General features: G+C 66.2%; 16 protein-coding genes. 13 read left to right on the top strand and 3 right to left on the bottom strand.

What is annotated here, in order from left to right; genetic code table 11:
* Genes NM962_17935 through msrA form a run of 6 tightly spaced genes read left to right on the top strand, consistent with a single transcriptional unit; the run spans position 1 to position 4,860 of the window.
* Positions 1-540, top strand: a complete 540-nt coding sequence (locus NM962_17935; GenBank protein UVO11790.1) for a VOC family protein — start codon at positions 1-3, stop codon at positions 538-540.
* An 11-nt stretch (positions 541-551) separates the two neighbouring features.
* Positions 552-1,382, top strand: a complete 831-nt coding sequence (locus tag NM962_17930) for an enoyl-CoA hydratase/isomerase family protein (protein ID UVO11789.1) — start codon at positions 552-554, stop codon at positions 1,380-1,382.
* Positions 1,379-2,032 carry a TetR/AcrR family transcriptional regulator gene (locus NM962_17925; protein UVO11788.1) on the top strand — a complete coding sequence of 218 codons (654 nt, stop codon included), beginning with the start codon at positions 1,379-1,381 and terminating at the stop codon, positions 2,030-2,032. Before NM962_17930 ends, NM962_17925 begins: the two co-directional genes overlap by 4 nt.
* A 16-nt stretch (positions 2,033-2,048) precedes the next feature.
* Positions 2,049-3,161 (top strand): alpha/beta hydrolase, encoded by a 1,113-nt coding sequence (locus NM962_17920; protein ID UVO11787.1) that lies wholly within the window; start codon positions 2,049-2,051, stop codon positions 3,159-3,161.
* The gene (locus NM962_17915) at positions 3,161-4,336 is read left to right on the top strand and encodes a cytochrome P450 (GenBank protein UVO11786.1); all 1,176 of its coding nucleotides are present in this window, start codon (positions 3,161-3,163) and stop codon (positions 4,334-4,336) included. Before NM962_17920 ends, NM962_17915 begins: the two co-directional genes overlap by 1 nt.
* A gap of 17 nt (positions 4,337-4,353) precedes the next feature.
* Entirely contained in the window at positions 4,354-4,860 is a 507-nt protein-coding gene (gene msrA / locus NM962_17910; protein UVO11785.1) for a peptide-methionine (S)-S-oxide reductase MsrA, read from the top strand.
* A gap of 6 nt (positions 4,861-4,866) precedes the next feature.
* On the opposite strand, the gene NM962_17905 is transcribed toward msrA, so the two are convergent.
* Complete coding sequence (locus NM962_17905; protein ID UVO11784.1) at positions 4,867-6,216, bottom strand: cytochrome P450; 1,350 nt, start codon at positions 6,214-6,216, stop codon at positions 4,867-4,869.
* A gap of 110 nt (positions 6,217-6,326) precedes the next feature.
* On the opposite strand from NM962_17905, the gene NM962_17900 reads away from it, so the two are divergent.
* Entirely contained in the window at positions 6,327-6,935 is a 609-nt protein-coding gene (locus tag NM962_17900) for a TetR/AcrR family transcriptional regulator (GenBank protein UVO11783.1), read from the top strand.
* 1 nt (position 6,936) lies between these two features.
* Here NM962_17900 and NM962_17895 read toward each other — a convergent pair whose 3' ends face one another.
* Positions 6,937-8,040, bottom strand: a complete 1,104-nt coding sequence (locus NM962_17895; GenBank protein ID UVO11782.1) for an acyl-CoA desaturase — start codon at positions 8,038-8,040, stop codon at positions 6,937-6,939.
* 17 nt (positions 8,041-8,057) lie between these two features.
* Positions 8,058-9,122, bottom strand: coding sequence for an iron-sulfur cluster-binding domain-containing protein (locus tag NM962_17890; GenBank protein UVO11781.1), 1,065 nt, complete (start codon positions 9,120-9,122; stop codon positions 8,058-8,060).
* 69 nt (positions 9,123-9,191) lie between these two features.
* Here NM962_17890 and NM962_17885 point away from each other — a divergent pair, with 69 nt between their 5' ends.
* The 6 genes from NM962_17885 (at position 9,192) to NM962_17860 (ending at position 16,823) form a co-directional block, all read left to right on the top strand.
* A complete protein-coding gene (locus NM962_17885; protein ID UVO11780.1) occupies positions 9,192-9,917 on the top strand; it encodes a TetR family transcriptional regulator in 726 nt (241 codons plus the stop codon).
* Between the two features lie 3 nt (positions 9,918-9,920).
* Positions 9,921-10,970: a DUF4185 domain-containing protein gene (locus NM962_17880; protein UVO11779.1), complete on the top strand. Its 1,050-nt coding sequence runs from the start codon at positions 9,921-9,923 to the stop codon at positions 10,968-10,970.
* 164 nt (positions 10,971-11,134) lie between these two features.
* The gene (locus NM962_17875) at positions 11,135-12,535 is read left to right on the top strand and encodes an alkaline phosphatase family protein (protein ID UVO11778.1); all 1,401 of its coding nucleotides are present in this window, start codon (positions 11,135-11,137) and stop codon (positions 12,533-12,535) included.
* 53 nt (positions 12,536-12,588) lie between these two features.
* Positions 12,589-14,052, top strand: coding sequence for an alkaline phosphatase family protein (locus NM962_17870; GenBank protein ID UVO11777.1), 1,464 nt, complete (start codon positions 12,589-12,591; stop codon positions 14,050-14,052).
* 164 nt (positions 14,053-14,216) lie between these two features.
* Positions 14,217-15,614: an alkaline phosphatase family protein gene (locus tag NM962_17865; GenBank protein UVO11776.1), complete on the top strand. Its 1,398-nt coding sequence runs from the start codon at positions 14,217-14,219 to the stop codon at positions 15,612-15,614.
* A 90-nt stretch (positions 15,615-15,704) separates the two neighbouring features.
* Positions 15,705-16,823, top strand: a complete 1,119-nt coding sequence (locus NM962_17860) for a nitronate monooxygenase (protein ID UVO11775.1) — start codon at positions 15,705-15,707, stop codon at positions 16,821-16,823.
* The last annotated feature ends 2 nt before the right edge of the window (positions 16,824-16,825 follow it).

Here is a 16,825-nt window from a genome sequence, read left to right as displayed (position 1 = left end):
GTGACGTCCCCTAAGCCCGCCGTCGGCTTGCACCACGCCGCCTACGCCTGCGCCGACCTGGAGGCCACGAACCACTTCTACGAGGACCTGCTGGGATTGCCACTGGTGCACACCGAAGTCGAGCACCTGCAAGAAGGCTTCTTCCGCCATGTGTTCTACGACCTCGGCGACGGCTCGTGCATCGCGTTCTTCGACCTGCACGGCGTCGGGGAGAAGCCCGACTGGTCCAGCTCGTTGTCACGTCCGAACGGACTGCCGGTCTGGGTGAACCACTTCGCGTTCCGGGCCACCGAAGAGAAGCAGAACGAAGTCCGGGCCCGGATGGACGCCGCCGGCATCAAGGCGCTGATGGACGTCGACCACGGCTGGTGCCACTCGCTGTACTACCTGGATCCCAACGGCATCATGATCGAGCTGTGCCGCGACACTCCCGGGTTCGAACCCGACCCCGAGCAGGCACACAAGTTGCTGAACAGCACCGAGCGGGCCGCTGACCCCAAGGTGGTCACGTCGAAGACGACCACCACCCAGCTCGGCTGAGCCGGGCACTCATGGGTCTCGATTCGCTGACGTCGCTGACGGTCACCCACGAGGGACCGGTGGCCCGGGTGTGCATCAGCCACGGCGAGATCAACCTGATGGACGCCACCATGATGGGCGACCTGTGGCGACTGGTGAAGTGGCTGCGCGCGGCGGGCGACACCGTACGGGTGGTGGTTTTGGAAAGCGCCAACCCCGACTTCTTCATCGCCCACGTGGACCTGGCGCTGCTGGCTGCCTCGGTCGAGAACACCGAGGCCGCATGCGGCTCCTTCCAGGACCTGGTCGGCGCCTTCCGCGCGCTGGACCAGGTCACCATCGGGGTGGTCGCCGGGCGGGTGGCCGGTGGCGGGATGGAGCTGCTGGTCAACCTCGATCTGCGGTTTGCGGTCACCGGCCGAGCGCTGTTCAACCAGATCGAGACCGGGATCGGCGTCATCCCGGCCGGCTCGGGTCCGCAACACCTACTTCACCTACTGGGCCGGGGCCGGGCGCTGGAGGTCATCCTCGCCCACGACGACCTCGACGCGGGCCTCGCCGAGCGCTACGGGCTGGTCAACCGGGCGTTGGACGCGGACGTCGTCGGACCCTTCCTGGACCGGCTGGTGCAGCGCATCGCCACGGTGCCGCTGGCCGACATCGCCGATGTCAAGGCCACCCTGGCCGCCCCGGACCTCGCCGCGGGCCTGGCGGTGGAGCGCTCCGCGTTCGCCCAGATGCTCGGCCGCGGCACCGCGCTGCCGAAGATGCAACGCTTTCTGGCCGCGGGCGGCCAGACCCTTGATGGCGAACGCCGACTGGCCGAGCTGGTTGCCGACCTAGAGCAGACGGAGCCGGCGTGACATCCGCGGACGGCGAAGTCGCGGACGGGTCGGCCACCCGTCCCACCGTCCGGGGCCGCGACACCCAGGCTCGCCTGGAACGGGCGGCCCGCGAGGTGATCGCCCGCAAGGGGTTTTTCAAGACGACGATCACCGACATCACCTCCGCCGCCAAACGCTCGCCGGCGTCGTTCTACCACTACTTCGGGTCCAAGGAAGACCTGCTGGCGTCGCTGGCGGAGGACTTCCGCGCCTCGGCCAAAAGCCGTGCGGTGCAGGCCCTGCACCCGGGCCAGGATCTGCACGACATCATCCAGGAGTCGGTGCGCGCGCACTGGGACACCTATCGCGAGCATCTCGGGGTCATGGTCGGGGTGTTCCAGCTGGCGATGATCGACGACGCGTTCGCCCAGCGCTGGCGGGAGATGTGCGCCGACGCCATCGACTGGGTGGCACAGACGGTGCGAATGGCGCAACGCCAGGGCTATTCACCCGACGCGGACCCGGAACTGGTCGGGTCCGCCATCGTCGCCATGCTCAACCACTTCACCTATGTCTGGCTGGTGGCCGGCGGCGACGTCGCGGGCCGCGAACTGGACGAGGAAGCAGCAATCAAGACGCTCACTGACACCTGGTATCGCTCGGTGAGCTGGCGCGATCAGGGTTCATGACCAAAGGAGTAATGCAGTGGCAGTAACCCGCGAATTCGTTTCGCTCACTTCGGCATCGGCGGGCGTCAACCCCGCCGGTTATCACCCGGCCCAGGGGCTGTACTGGACCCCGGCCGGCGTCAAGCCGAAGGTGGCGGTGATCGCCAGTCACTACAACGTGGACTTCGCCGAGCACTACCTGGCGCCGCTCATGGCCGAACACGGCTACGGCTTCTTGGGTTGGAACACCCGGTATCGCAGCGGTGAGTCGTTGTTCCTGCTCGAGCACGCACTGCTCGATATCGCGGCCGGCGTGCAATGGCTGCGTGAACAGGCCGGCGTCGAGACGATCGTCTTGCTCGGCAACTCCGGCGGTGGATCGTTGATGGCCGCCTACCAGTCGCAGGCGATAGACCCGCACATCACAGCAGTCGGCGGCGGCCCGGTGCCCGACGCGGTCAATGCGCTGCCGCCCGGCGATCTGTACGTCTCCACCCAGGCGCACGCCGGGCGCCCGGAGGTGCTGACCGCGTGGATCGACCCGTCGGTGACCGACGAGACCGACCCGCTGTCCTGCGACCCGTCTCTGGACATGTACGCCGAGCAGAACACCCCGCCCTACACCCCGGAATTCATCGCCCGCTACCGCCAGGCCCAGCGCGACCGCAATGACCGAATCACCGCGTGGGCGCAGGCAGAACTGAAGCGGCTCAAGGCCGGCGGCACCTACGACCGCTCCTTCTCGGTGCACCGGGTGTGGGCCGACCCGCGTTACCTCGACGCCTCGCTCGATCCGTCGGACCGTCCGCTGAACTCGTGCTACCTGGGTGACCCGAGGCGCGCCAACCGCGCGCCATACAACATCGCCGCGCACTGCACCCTGCGGACCTGGCTGTCCATGTGGAGCCTGCAGACGTCGTTCTGTCAGGGCGCTCCGCACCTGGGCCGGATCACGTTGCCCTCGTTGGTGATCCAGGGCACCGCGGACACCGGCGTCTTCCCCAGCGATGCTCACCACATCCACGACTCGCTGGCCAGCACCGACAAGCAGCTCCATTTCATCCCCGGCGACCACTACCTGGAGCAGCCGACGGACAGCCGCACGATCTGCGCCGATCTGGTGGCGTCCTGGATCGCCGAACGCACCTGATGGGCACGCTCGACTTCGACTTCCGCGACCCGGAGCTGCACGCCGATCCGTTGGCGTATCAGCGACGGTTCGCCGAAGCCGAGCCGGTGCACCGCAACAGCCAGGGGCTGTGGGTGCTGACCCGCTACGCCGACGTGCTGGCGATGCTGCGCGACGAGCGAGCCAGCACCGACCGGCGAAACCTGTACCGCAACAAGCTCGATCCGGGTCGCCCGTATCTGACCCACGTGGAGCACAACCTGTTCTACCGCTCCGGTGACGACCACCGCCGGCTACGGGCGCCGCTGTCGCGGGCGTTCACGCCGCGGGCGCTGGCCTCCTTCGAAGCCGAAGTCGCCTCCCGGGCACGGTCTTTGGCGGCCGGACTGGACCCGGGAGGATTCGACCTGGTGGCAGAGTTCGCCAAGCCGTTGCCGCTGGGGGCGATAGCCACTTTGCTGGGGGTGCCCGACAGCGAACTGGACAACCTGGCGACCTGGTCGATGGCGCTGATCGCGGCGCTGGAACCGGCGGCATCTCGCACCGTTTTCACTGCCGCGGACGACGCCGCCGCCGGGATGAAGGCCCTGCTCGCCGATCTGCTGGTGCTGCGCCGCGCCGATCCCGGCCACGACCTGCTGTCGGTGGTGGCCACCAGCGGACTGCCACTGTCCGACGATGAGCTGCTGCACAACGCCATCTTCTTGTTGTCGGCCGGACATGACACCACCACGGCCGTGCTGACCGGGGCGGCCGCCTTGCTGATCGACGACCCTGGGCAACGCGGCCTGCTGGCCGACTCCCCGCATGCCGTTGACGAACTGGTCCGAATGATCAGCCCGGCCCTGATGATCTCCCGGGTGGCCAGCGCGCCGATCGAAGTCGGTGACCGGAACAACACCGTGATCGAGACCGGTGCCCCAATCCTGCTCGGGTTGGCGGCCGCCAACCGGGACCCGGCGATGTTCCCCGACCCCGACCGGCTGGACCTGGCCCGCTCGCAGACCGGCCACCTGGGATTCGGGTTCGGTCCGCATGTCTGCCTGGGCGCGCCGTTGGCCCGTATGCAGATCCGGTTGGGCCTGCTGGCCCTGTTCGACCGTTTCCCCGAGTTGACGGCGCAGGCGCCGCCGCACCGCGAGCCGAGTGCCGTGTTGACCAGCTACCGTTCCTATCCACTGGCGGGTCACCGATAGCTGCGGATAATCGGGGCATGACCAATTTCCCGAGAGCGATCCTGGCCGGCGGCTGCTTCTGGGGCATGCAGGACCTGATCCGCAAGCAGCCCGGCGTAGTGAGTACCCGCGTCGGCTACACCGGCGACCCCAATGTCCCGAACGCCACCTACCGCAATCACGGCACCCATGCCGAGGCCATCGAGATCACCTACGACCCCGCGGCCACCGATTACCGCAACCTGCTGGAGTTCTTCTTCGCCATCCACGACCCGACCACGCGTAACCGGCAGGGCAACGACGTCGGAACCAGCTACCGCTCGGCGATCTTCTACCTCGACGACGAGCAGCGCCAGATCGCGCTGGACACCATCGCCGACGTGGAAGCTTCGGGCCGCTGGCCGGGCAAGGTGGTCACCGAGGTCAGCCCGGCCGGCGACTTCTGGGAGGCCGAGCCCGAGCATCAGGATTACCTCGAGCGGTTCCCGAACGGCTACACCTGCCACTACATCCGGCCGAACTGGCAGCTGCAGCCACAGCGCTGACCGGGGTCAGTCCCGGCGGCGCACCGTAATCCGGCCCCCGTCCTTCGGGGTGAACGCGATGCCGCGGGAATGGACCTTCTCCCCCGGCGCCGTGGTGGGCTCGATGATCAAGCGCTGCAACACCGTCCGCAACACCACGTCCATCTCCAGGTTGGCGAACGTCGAGCCCGGGCACCGCCGAGTGCCGCCTCCGTAGGGCATCCACTCGAACGCCGAGGGACTTCCGGCGATGTAGCGCTTGGGGTCGAACCCCTCCGGGTCGGTGAAGGCGCCGGGGTTCTGGTGGACCTGGTTGATCGCGACGATCACCGAGTAGCCGCGTGGAATCACCCACTCGCCGATCTGAACGCTGGGCGCGTACACATGCCGTCCGGAGAAGTCGATCACGGTGCGTACCCGCTGCACTTCGCGAATCGTGGCGCGCCGCAACGTGCTCCCGTCGGCGTCCGCCTCGGCGGTGAGTTCCTCGAGCAGGTCCGGGTAGCGGCTCAGCCGCTCGAAGACCCAGGCCAACGTCGATGCCGTGGTCTCATGTCCGGCAGCCAGCAAGGTCAGCAGTTCGTCGCCGATCTCCTGGCGGGTCATCGTCGTGCCGTCTTCGTAGGTGCTGTTCAGCAGCAGGGTCAGCACATCGGTGCGGTTCCCGAAGTCGGGATCGGCACGGACGTCCCTGATCAGCTTGTCCAGGACGGTCTCGTACTCGGCACGCCAGGCGGCCAACCGGCCCCACGGGGTGAACCTGCCGTAGCCGCGGACCGGAATCGGCAGCGCCGCCAGCCGGGACCCCAGCGTCACCCACTTGGGCAGGCCTACCCGAAGCTTGTCCAGTTCGGCGCCTTCGGCCCCGAAGATCGCCCGCAGGATCACGTTGATAGTGATCCGGTTCATCGGGCGCAGCGTTTCGAAGGGTTTCCCGATAGGCCAGGTGGCGATCTCGCGGAGGGTCTCCTCGACGATGATCTCCTCGTAGGCCCGCACCCGCTTGCCATGGAACGGTGGGCTCAGCAGATTGCGCCGGCGCCGATGGTCCGCACCGTCGAGGGCGAACACCGAACCCGATCCGAGGATCCGGGACAGGTTGGGCTGGATATTGCCGAGATCTTCGGGGTTGGTCAGCAGCACCTGCCTGGCCAGTTCCGGATCGGTGACGATCACCGTCGGCCCGAACATCGGAATGTCGACGGTAAAGGCGGCACCGTATTTACGGGTCTGACGTCGCAGCGCCTGGCGCCGGGCCAGGATGAAGTGCAGTCCCGCCGCCAGCTTGGACCCACGCGGGCCGGGGGGCAGGTTGATCTCCGGTGAATCCGGGGTCTCGACGGTGTCCGTGGCCGTGCTGACAACCGTGTGGGTCATACGAACGCCTCCCGACGCGATATTTGGTACCGACGCGTACCAATGCTTGCGGAACACGGTACTCTTTAGTACCAACAAGTGGCAAGGTCTACGCGCGGGGAGGTGCGGCGATGACGACGCCTACGACAGATGCGCCGGCGACCGCCGCTGCCGACCCCTTTCGGCGTCGATTGCTCGACGGCCTGGCCGATTCGATCGCCGAGCGCGGGTATCGGGCCAGCACCGTCGCTGAGATCGTGCGCGCCGCCCGCACCTCCAAACGCACCTTCTACGACCACTTCGCCAGCAAGGAAGAGTGCCTGCTGGAACTGCTGCGCGCCGACAACGAGGAGTTGGCGCTACGGATCCAGGCGGAGGTGGATCCAGAGGCCGATTGGCAGGTCCAGATCCGTCAGGCGGTGCACGCCTACGTCGCCCAGATCCGGGCCCGGCCGGCGATCACGCTCAGCTGGATCCGCGACATGCCGTCACTGGGCGAGGTGGCCCGGCCGGCGCAGCGCCGCGGCCTGGAGCTGATGTCAAACCTGCTCATCGAGCTCAGCGGCAGTCCGGGGTTTCGTCGGGCGAACCTGCCGGCGTTGAGCCCGGCCCTGGCGGTGATCCTGCTGGGTGGCCTGCGCGAGCTGACCGCGCTGGCCGTCGAGGACGGCGCCGACATCGGCGTCATCACCGAGCCGGCCATCGACGCGTCGATCGCGCTGCTGGGCCCCCGGGCCTGACTCAGTTCCAGGGCAACGCCAGCTTGCAGATCTTGCGGACCACACTGCCGAACTGCTTGAGCAGCGGGCCGGTGTTGTACGGGACGCCATAGCGCTCGCAGATCTCCCGCACCTGCGGGGCGATCTCGGCGTAGCGGTGTGCCGGCAGGTCGGGGAACAGATGGTGCTCCACCTGGAACGACAGGTTGCCGCTGAAGATGTGGAACCATTTGCCGCCGGTCAGGTTCGCCGAGCCGAGGATCTGGCGGTAGTACCACATGCCGCGGGACTCGTTCTCGGTCTCTTCGATCGTGAATTCCTGTGTGCCGTCAGGGAAATGCCCGCAGAAGATGATCGTGTAGGACCACACGTTGCGCATCAGGTTGGCGGTCATGTTGCCCGCGAACACCAGCGGCGCGAACGGGCCGGCCAGCAGCGGAAACGCGACGTAGTCCTTGAGGGTCTGGCGACGTACCTTCTGCCAGGTCTCGAGCAGCATCTCCTTCTTGTCGGCGAATCCGATCTCACCGGCCCGGATGCGCTCGGCCTCCAGCTCGTGCACCGCCACGCCGTATTGGAACAGCACCATCAGCAGGAAGGCGTAGAGCGGGTTGCCCAAGAAGTAGGGCTCCCAGGACTGCTTTTCGCTCATCCGCAGGATGCCGTAGCCCACATCGCGGTCCATTCCGACGATGTTGGTGTGGGTGTGGTGCATGTAGTTGTGCGAGTGCCGCCACTGGTCACCCGGGCAGGCGTTGTCCCACTCGAAATCCTTGCCGTACAAGGCCGGTTCGCCCATCCAGTCGTACTGGCCGTGCATGACGTTGTGGCCGATCTCCATGTTGTCGAGGATCTTCGACAACCCCAGCATGACCGTGCCGGCCAGCCAGGCCGGCGGGATGATGCCGAGGAACAGCAGGGCGCGACCGCCGACCTCCAAGGTGCGCTGCGCCTTGATGACCCGATGGATGTAGTCGGCGTCGCGCTCGCCGAGGTCGTCGAGGACGCTCTGACGGAGGGCGTCGAGCTCGGCGCCGAATGCGTCGAGGTTTGCCGGCAGATCCGATCGCTGGAGAACTTGCGACTGTTCGAGCGCCCGCGGCGGCTCGAGGACTGACTGCGTCATGGTTGGCTCCTTGGGGTTTAGAGGTCGATTTGGACGTCGCCGACGGGCACCGACACGCAGATCTGGATGTCTTCGCTCTCGGCGGTGGAGATCGCACCGGTGATCAGGTTTCGCACGGCGCCAGTGGTTTTGCGGCACGTGCAGCTGTGGCAGATGCCCATTCGGCATCCGCTGGCCGGTTTCAAACCGGCTGATTCGGCCTGCTCCAGCAGAGGCCGGCCGTCGTCGACCACCGAGACGGTGCTGCCGAGGAAACTCACCTGCCCACCGGACGGGTCGGCCGGCACCGTGAAGACCGGGGGGACGAAGCTCTCTGAGATCGCGTCGGGGCACTGCTCGCGCACGGCCGACACCAGCTCCGGCGGCCCACACACGTACACCGCCTCCGGATTCGGCATCGCCGCCGCAAGATGCTCGGCGCCGAAATAGCCCTGCAGGTCGCCGTCTTGGGGGGCGCGGGTGTAGCCGTGCAGCACGCGCACCCGCGACATTTCGGCGAGTTCATCGTGGTAGCAGGCCTCTTCGCGACTGCGCGCGTAGTGGATGAACGTCACCCGGCCGTCGTAACGCTCGGCGATCAGCGTGCGCAGCATCGACATCACCGGGGTGATACCGCTGCCGCCGGAGATCAGCAGAATGCGGCGGGGGCGGATCGCCGGGAGCACGAAGTCGCCGCCGACCTTCTCCAGTCCGACGACCATGCCGGCCTGGGCCTTGCGGTACAGGTGCTCGGAGACCAGGCCCCCTTCGTGGCGTCCGATGGTGAGCTCCAGGAGCCGTTGGCCTTCGGCGCTGGCCGGCGAGTAGCACCGGGTGCGCCGGCGCCCGTCGATGTCGACCGACAGGTTGACGTGTTGGCCCGCCCGGAAACGGGGGAAGCAGCCGAACGCGTCGTTGGGTTCCAGCAGCAGAGTCACGCTGCGCGGGGTGGAGCGCCGGACGGCGACGACCCGGGCACGGGCGTCGTTCTGGGTCCACGTCGGCGACACCAGCTCGGTGTAGCGGTCGACCCCGTGGGGACCGGTGAGCAGATCGACCAGGCTGGAGCCCAGTACCCGCCGCGTCAAAGTTTGAGTGAACATATGTACACAGTGAACACTTGTTCACGACGAGTCAAGGGCTATTTGCCCGTTGTGTTACGCTTCACAACAGTGAACAGTCGTACGCCGAATTCACGGTCGGGGCGCACGCGGCCACCGCGGCCCGAACGGCCTCCCCGTGTCACCCGTCCCGAACGCACGCCCCGCCCAGAACGGCCGGAGCGTGTTTCGCGCGAGGAACGCAAGGAAGCCACCCGTCGCGCGATCATCAACGCGGCGCTCACCCTGCTGGACGAACGCAGCTTCAGCGCACTGAGCCTGCGCGAGGTGACGCGCGCCGCCCATATCGTGCCGGCCGCCTTCTACCGACATTTCGAGTCGATGGATGCCCTGGGCCTGGTGCTTATCGACGAATCGTTTCGGGCGCTGCGCGAGACGCTGCGCGACGCCCGGACCGGTGGGGTGGACCCCAGCCGGGTCATCGAGTCCTCGGTCGAGGTCCTGGTCGACAGCGTCGCCTCCCGCCACGAGTACTGGCGATTCATCAACCGGGAACGCTTCAGCGGGATGACGGTGCTGCGCTATGCGATCCGCACCGAGATCCGGCTGATCACTTCCGAGCTGGCCACGGATCTGGCGCGTTTCCCCGGATTCAATGCCTGGAGCGCGGAGGACCTCAACGTCCTGGCGGGACTGTTCGTCAACGCGATGATCGTCACCGCGGAGGCGATCGAGGATGCCCCGGATGCCGAGACGCTCGCCGAGATCAAACACGTTGCCGTCAAACAACTCCGGATGATCGCGCTCGCCGCCGGCGGCTGGCGCAGCAAGCCTTGAGCGGTGCACCCCGCCGCGCGGAACGCCCCCGGGAAACTGGCCGACATCACCGGCCCAGGCATCACCGACCGGTGGGGCGTTACATGCGCGGACCTGGGCGCCTCGGTACTGGCTCCTGACGGCACCCTGGTATCGGTGTTCGGTGACACCTTCGCCGGCGAGCGGGTCGGCCAGGGCGATTGGCGCTCCCCGGTAATCCTGATCGGCACCGGCGACGCCGCCCACCGGGTGCGCTACCAGCAAGCCGGCGGCGCCGACCCGCACTACGCCCGCCAGCTATGGCACTACCGACACCGCCAACCGGTCTCTCGGCTGGACCGCTACGCCATCAGCACCGTGATCCCGTCCGATCTGCTGCGAGTGGACCAGATGCTCTACTTGCACGCCATCGTCAACCGCGGGTTCAGCAAGGTGGCATGGACCGAGATCTGGCAATCGGCCGACAACGGAATCAGCTGGCACAACATGGGGGCGCGGTTCCCTGCGCGGCTGCATCGCGGGTACGCCCAATGTTGGTCCTGGGACTACGACCCCGAGGACGGCTGGGTCTATGTGGTCTCGACCGGGTTCCAGCGCGACAAAGGCGTCATCCTGCGAAGGGTGCGCCCCGCGCACCTCGGAGATCCGAGCAAATACGCGGGCTGGGGCTACCGCGGCGAGCGCCGGGCCTGGGGCCATGCCCCGGTGCCCATCACCCCACCCGGCGAGGCATGGGGCGAGCTGTCGCTGCGACGACTGGCTCCCGGAACCTGGGTGCTCGGCGGGTTCGTATCGTCGCGCTACGCCCTGGGTTACCGAGTCCTGGAGTCCCCCACCGCCGAACTGGCCGGGGCCCCGCTGCAACGCCCGCTGCTTGGGAGCGGTTGGGGCGACGAGGATCACGCGCGAGGCCGAGTCGCCCAGCTCTACGGCGGCTATGTGCTGCCCGGCTCGCGGGTGGATCGCACCGGCGGGGTGGGCCTGATGGTGTCGCAGTGGAACACCGCGCACGGCTGGCCATACCGGGTGATGCAGTTTCGCGCGACGTTGCTGAGCAGCGAGAAAATTCTCTAGTCCGGAACCGGCCTACGACGCTGCACCTGGACGGTTAACCGAGATTCCTCAGTAACTTTCTGGGTAAATGAGCGAAACTGGGCATTAAGCTGAGTTTTTCCTGGGGGCCAGCTGCTAGGCTTGCCGCTCAGTGGTCCGCGTAACTCCGGCGAGGGAGATCGATCGTGACGAAGGTGAAGCAGTTTCTGTGCGGCGTGACCGTCGCCGGCTTGGTCGCCGGAACCGGCGCGGCGGTGGGGACGCAGGTGGGCCTGTCGACGGTGACCGCCGACTGGATGCTGGCCGCCGAGCACGTGTTGCTGATCGGCCTCGACGGCGTGAACCTCTCCAAGGTTCTGGAGTACGCCTACAACGACGACAGCGGGTTCAAGACCGCGATGGACCAGGGCATCACCGGGACCGCGAGTCTGACCAACCACACCACCCTCTCCGGGCCGTCGTGGTCAACGATCCTCACCGGAGTCTGGGACGACAAGCACGGCGTCTTCAACAACCTGTTCCGGTCCGAGCCCTACAATGCGTGGCCGTCGGTGTTCAACCTGATCGAGTACAACAAACCGGAGATCGACACCACGATCATCAGCAACTGGGAGTACCTCAACCAGGTGGCCGACGCCGGCGGATACCCGGTGGACAACAACATCTTCGTCCCGGCCGGGGACAGTGCCGCCGACAGCGACGCCATGGTCACCGCGCTCACCATCGCTCAGATCCTCGGGACCGCGGACAACCCCGATGACATCTCGAGTTTCCTGTTCTCCTACCAGTCGCAGGGCGACCACGCCGGGCACTCGTTCGCCAGCGGGTCGGACGAATACATGCAGGCCATCATCAACCTCGGGGCCAACATCCAGCAGATCCTGGCCGCGATCGCTCAGGTGCAGGCGATCACCGGCGACGACTGGTCGATCATCGTCACCACCGACCACGGCCACCAGGAAACAGTGACACTGCCCGGTCTGAGCATGGGCCACGGCCTCCAGTCGCCCAACGAGACAACGTCTTTCGTCATCTTCGATCAGGCCGGCGATCACGCGACCGACGGCACCCAGAACCTGAACTACTCGCTCGCCGACATCACGCCGACGATCTTGTCGCTGCTGGGCATCCCGTTGCGCTCGGACTTCGACGGTGTCTCAATGGCGTTCGACCCGACCGTCCTGAACAGCCACGTCACGCCCGAAGACCTCAAGCAGGCGCTCACCGACGCGATCGCGATGTACGGCTACCCGAACATCGGCAATGACATCACGCTGGCCATCCGGACGGTGTTCGGGTCCGTGCCGTACTTCATCGACAAGTTCATGACCCAGATCGACAACTTCCTGCAGGGAATCGTCAACGAGGACATCTTCCTGATCAGCGGGCTGGCTGAGGTCGCCCAGCAGATCAACGATTTCTTCGGTGGACTTACGGTGAGCGTGACCAACACGCTGGCAATGGGAGTCACGCATCTGCTCGGGGCGGGCGTGATCGCGCCCGACGACGCACCGCTGCCGCTGCCGGGCAGCGCCGAGTTCTCCGACCTGGCTCAGCTGTTCGACATCGAGGCCCTGCTGGGCTGATCCGCCGAAGCCGACGGCAGCCGCACCAACCACTTCAACGAGGAGACCCGATCGTGACGAGGGTGAAGCAGTTTCTGTGCGCTACGGCCGTCGCCAGCCTGGTTGCCGGAACGGGAGCCACGGCAGTAGGGACGCAGCTGGGTCTGTCTGCCGTGACCGCCGAGTGGATGCTCGCCGCGGAACACGTGTTGCTGCTCGGCACCGACGGCACCAACCTGGACAAGATCCTGGAGTACGCCTACAACGACGACAGCGGCTTCAAGATGCTGATGGATCGGGGTATCACCGCGGCCACCACCATCGCAGGCCATATGACGATGTCCACACCGTCGTGGTCGACGATCCTCACCGGAGTCTGGGATGACAAGCACGGGGTGGTCAGCAACGTCTATCGGCCCGAGCCGTATACGACCTGGCCGTCGGTGTTCAACCTGCTCGAGTACAACAAGCCGGAGATCGAGACCACGGTCATCTCCGGCCGCGGCCTGTTCACCGAGATTGCGTCCACCGGCAACTACCCGGCCGACAACATCATCGGCATCAGCGGTGGCTCCACCTCGGCGGAGATGGACGCACTGGTCACCCAGGAGACCATCTCCCGGATCCTGGCGACCACCAACAATCCGAATATCGACACCTTCATGTTCTCCTACCAGTCGCAGGTCGACCATGCCGGGCACTCGTACGGCGGCGGGTCGGACGAGTACCGCGACGCCGTCATCAACGTCGGGGCCAACTGGAAGGAAATCCTGGAGGCCGTCGCCGCCGCCGAGGCGGCCACCGGTGACAAGTGGACGATCATCGCGGTCACCGACCACGGCCACCAGCAGAACCCGGACCTGTTCGGATTCAGCCTCGGCCACGGCTTCCAGTCACCCAATGAGACGTCCAGCTTCGTCATGCTGTCGCTGGCCGGGAACGAAGCCCAGGCCGGCGGGCAGAGCTTGGCCTACCAGACCATCGACATCACCCCGACGATCTTGCAGGCCTTCGGCATCCCGATGCGCTCAGACTTCGACGGCACCCCGATGCAGCTCGACCCAGACCTGCTCAACAGTGTGGTGTTCCCGGCCGATCTCAAGCAGGCCCTCACCGACGCGATCAACAGCTTCGGCTACCCGGACATCGGCACCGACATCATGTTGAGCCTCCGTGCGCTGGCTGCCGGCGCCGGCTTCTTCCTCGAGAGTTATGCCCTCCCCCCGATCCTCAACTTCCTGCAGACAATCGTCGACCAGGACATCTTCCTGATTAGCGGACTCGCCGAGGGCGCCCAGTGGGTGCTCAAGACCGTCGGTGCCGCCACGGCCGACGTACTCACCGACATCGGCCGGGTGGTCGCGTACTTCACCGGGGCCGGTGTCATCCCGCCGAACGACGCACCGCTGCCGCTGCCGGGAGCCGCCGAATTCACCGGAGGGCTGGAGGCCTTGCTGGCGGACCACGGCTCTACCGCACCCGACCTGGGCGGCGCCGACCTTCCCCCGCTGCCCGACGTGGATGCCCTGTTGAGCTGATACAGCTCCGCTGACGCGCGTCGCATCAGGTGAAATAACACCACAGTCCTCCTCAGCAACACCCTGCTCACATGAGCGATTTTGGACAGAAAGCTGAGTTTTCGCTGGGTAACTGTTAGTGTTACGCCCAATTGGCTGGCACAACTCGACGAGGGAATCCGATAGTGACAACAATCAAGAAGTTCCTCAGCGGTGTGGCCGTCGCCGGCCTGGTTGCCGGGACTGGTGCCGCCGTCGGGGCTCCCGCTGGGCTGTCCGCAACGACGGCCGACTGGCTGCTTGCTGCCGAGCACGTGCTGTTGATCGGCACCGACGGCACCAACCTCTCCAAGATCCTGGAGTACGCCTACGACAGCGGCTTCAAGACCGCGATGGACCAAGGCATCACCGGGGCCGCAACCGAGGTCAACCACACCACGATCTCCGGTCCGTCGTGGTCGACGATCCTCACCGGGGTATGGGACGACAAGCACGGTGTGATCAACAACGTGTTCGAGCCCGAGCCGTACGACAAGTGGCCGACGGTGTTCAACCTGCTCGAGTACCACAACCCGAATATCGAGACCACGGTGATCGCCGACTGGGACTACATCAACGACATGGCCGCCGCGGGCGGCTACGGCGCCGACAACAACCTGTTCGTGCCGTTCCAGAACAGCTGGGCCGACACCGACGCGGAGGTCACGGCCCAGACCATCGCCCAGATTCTGGCGACCACGACCAACCCGAACATCGACACCTTCATGTTCTCCTACCAGGTGCAGGCCGACGAGGCCGGGCACAGCTTCGGCGGCGGGTCCGAGGAATACAAGCAGGCCGTCATCAACGTCGGCGACAACATTCAACAGATCCTGGCCGCAGTGGCGCAGGCCAAGGCGGCCACCGGCGACGACTGGTCGATCATCATCACCACCGACCACGGCCACCAGCAGTCACTCGGCTTCGGGCACGGCTTCCAGTCGCCCAACGAGACGACGCAGTTCGTCATCTTCGACCAGGCCGGCGATCACGCCACCGACGGCAGCCAGAACCTGAACTACTCGATCGCCGACATCACGCCCACCATCTTGTCGCTGTTCGGCGTCCCGATGCGGTCGGACTTCGACGGTGTCTCGATGGCGTTCGACCCGACCGTTTTGAACGGCATCGTCTCGCCGGTCGACCTCAAGCAGGCGCTCACCGACGCGATCGCGATGTACGGCTACCCGAACATCGGCAATGACGTCTCCCTGGCCATCCGTACCGCAGTCGCCACCGTCCCTTACGTGATCAACGGTTGGGTCGCCGACATCGACAAATTCCTGCAGGGAATCGTCGACCAGGACATCTTCCTGATCAGTGGGCTGGCCGAAGTCGCCCAGCAGATCAACGATTTCTTTGGCGGGCTGACGGTGGACGCGCTCCAACTGGTGGCCCATGGTGTCGGCTACCTGACGGGCTCCGGAGTCATTGAGCCGACCGACGCGCCGCTGCCGCCTCCGGGAAGCTCTGAGTACACCGGGCTGGAGTCGTTGTTGCCCAACCTCGACCTGTCGGGTCTACTCGACTCGCTGGTCAGCTAATAGCTCTTCGCACGCCGATATGCCGCCAGGTCAGTGGAGCTGGCCTGGCGGCTCTCCTCGACCTCTGTTGACCAAAGGAGCGGCGACACCGTGAAGACCCCCATCTGCGAGCAGTACGGGATCGATTTCCCGCTTTTCGCCTTCAGCCACTGCCGTGACGTGGTGGCCGCGGTGACCAACGCCGGCGGGTTCGGCGTGCTCGGCGGCGCCGCTTACACCCCTGAGCAGTTGGATCAGGAACTGACCTGGATCGACGAGCAGGTCAAGGGAAAGCCCTACGGCATCGACATCATCGTGCCCGCCAAATTCGAAGGCAAGGGCGAGAACCTCTCCGGACGGCAACTGTCCGACCGGATCCCCGATGAGTACAAGGCCTTCATCGCAGACCTGCTGGCGCAGCATGACATTGAGCCCGACGAGAAGCCCCGGTTGGGATCCGCCATGCTCGCCGGTAGCAACGGCGAACAACTGCTCGAAGTCGCCGTCGCCCATCCCATCCGCATGATGGCCAACGCGCTGGGCGTACCGCCGGATTACATGATCAAGTCCGGCAAGGACAACGACATCCCGGTCGCGGCCCTAGTCGGCGCCAAGGAGCATGCTCTCAAGCAGGTGGCACAAGGTGTGGATCTGATTGTCGCTCAGGGCACTGAGGCAGGCGGGCACTGCGGCGAAGTCTCCACGCTGGTCGTTGTTCCCGAAGTCATCGAAGCCATCGACAACGCCGTGCCCGTGCTTGCCGCCGGCGGGATCGTCACCGGTCGACAGATGGCGGCCTGCGTGGCGTTGGGCGCCGCCGGGGCGTGGACGGGCTCGGTGTGGCTCACCACCGAGGAGGCCGAAACGGCTCCGCACACCGTGCAGAAGATGCTCGCGGCCACCTCGCGCGACACCATCCGCTCCACCGGACGCACCGGTAAGCCCGCTCGTCAACTGATCTCCGATTGGACTGATGCGTGGCGGCCCAACGACAAGGGTCACCCGACCCTGCCGCTACCGCTGCAGTCGATGATCGCCGAACCCACACTGCGTCGCATCGACAAGCTGGCTGCCACCGGACACGCTGGGGCCCAAGCCCTGTCCACCTATTTCGTCGGCCAGGGTGTCGGGCTGATGAACAAGGTGAAGCCCGCGCGGGACGTCGTGTTCGAGTTCGTTGAGGACTACATCGCCGCCGCCGAACGACTCGGCGGCTCGGTCAGCGACTGACC

It is taken from the genome of Mycobacterium sp. SVM_VP21, from assembly GCA_024758765.1.
Lineage (GTDB): Bacteria > Actinomycetota > Actinomycetes > Mycobacteriales > Mycobacteriaceae > Mycobacterium > Mycobacterium heraklionense_C.
Note: the sequence above shows the minus strand (reverse complement) of the source record. Positions and strands in the feature narration are given on the sequence as shown.

Bases quoted from the DNA above. Each gene is read 5' to 3' on its own strand.
- NM962_17930 (UVO11789.1), top strand. From the start codon at position 552: ATGGGTCTCGATTCGCTGACGTCGCTGACGGTCACCCACGAGGGACCG.
- NM962_17915 (UVO11786.1), top strand. From the start codon at position 3,161: ATGGGCACGCTCGACTTCGACTTCCGCGACCCGGAGCTGCACGCCGAT.
- msrA (UVO11785.1), top strand. From the start codon at position 4,354: ATGACCAATTTCCCGAGAGCGATCCTGGCCGGCGGCTGCTTCTGGGGC.
- NM962_17905 (UVO11784.1), bottom strand. From the start codon at position 6,216: ATGACCCACACGGTTGTCAGCACGGCCACGGACACCGTCGAGACCCCG.
- NM962_17900 (UVO11783.1), top strand. From the start codon at position 6,327: ATGACGACGCCTACGACAGATGCGCCGGCGACCGCCGCTGCCGACCCC.
- NM962_17895 (UVO11782.1), bottom strand. From the start codon at position 8,040: ATGACGCAGTCAGTCCTCGAGCCGCCGCGGGCGCTCGAACAGTCGCAA.
- NM962_17890 (UVO11781.1), bottom strand. From the start codon at position 9,122: ATGTTCACTCAAACTTTGACGCGGCGGGTACTGGGCTCCAGCCTGGTC.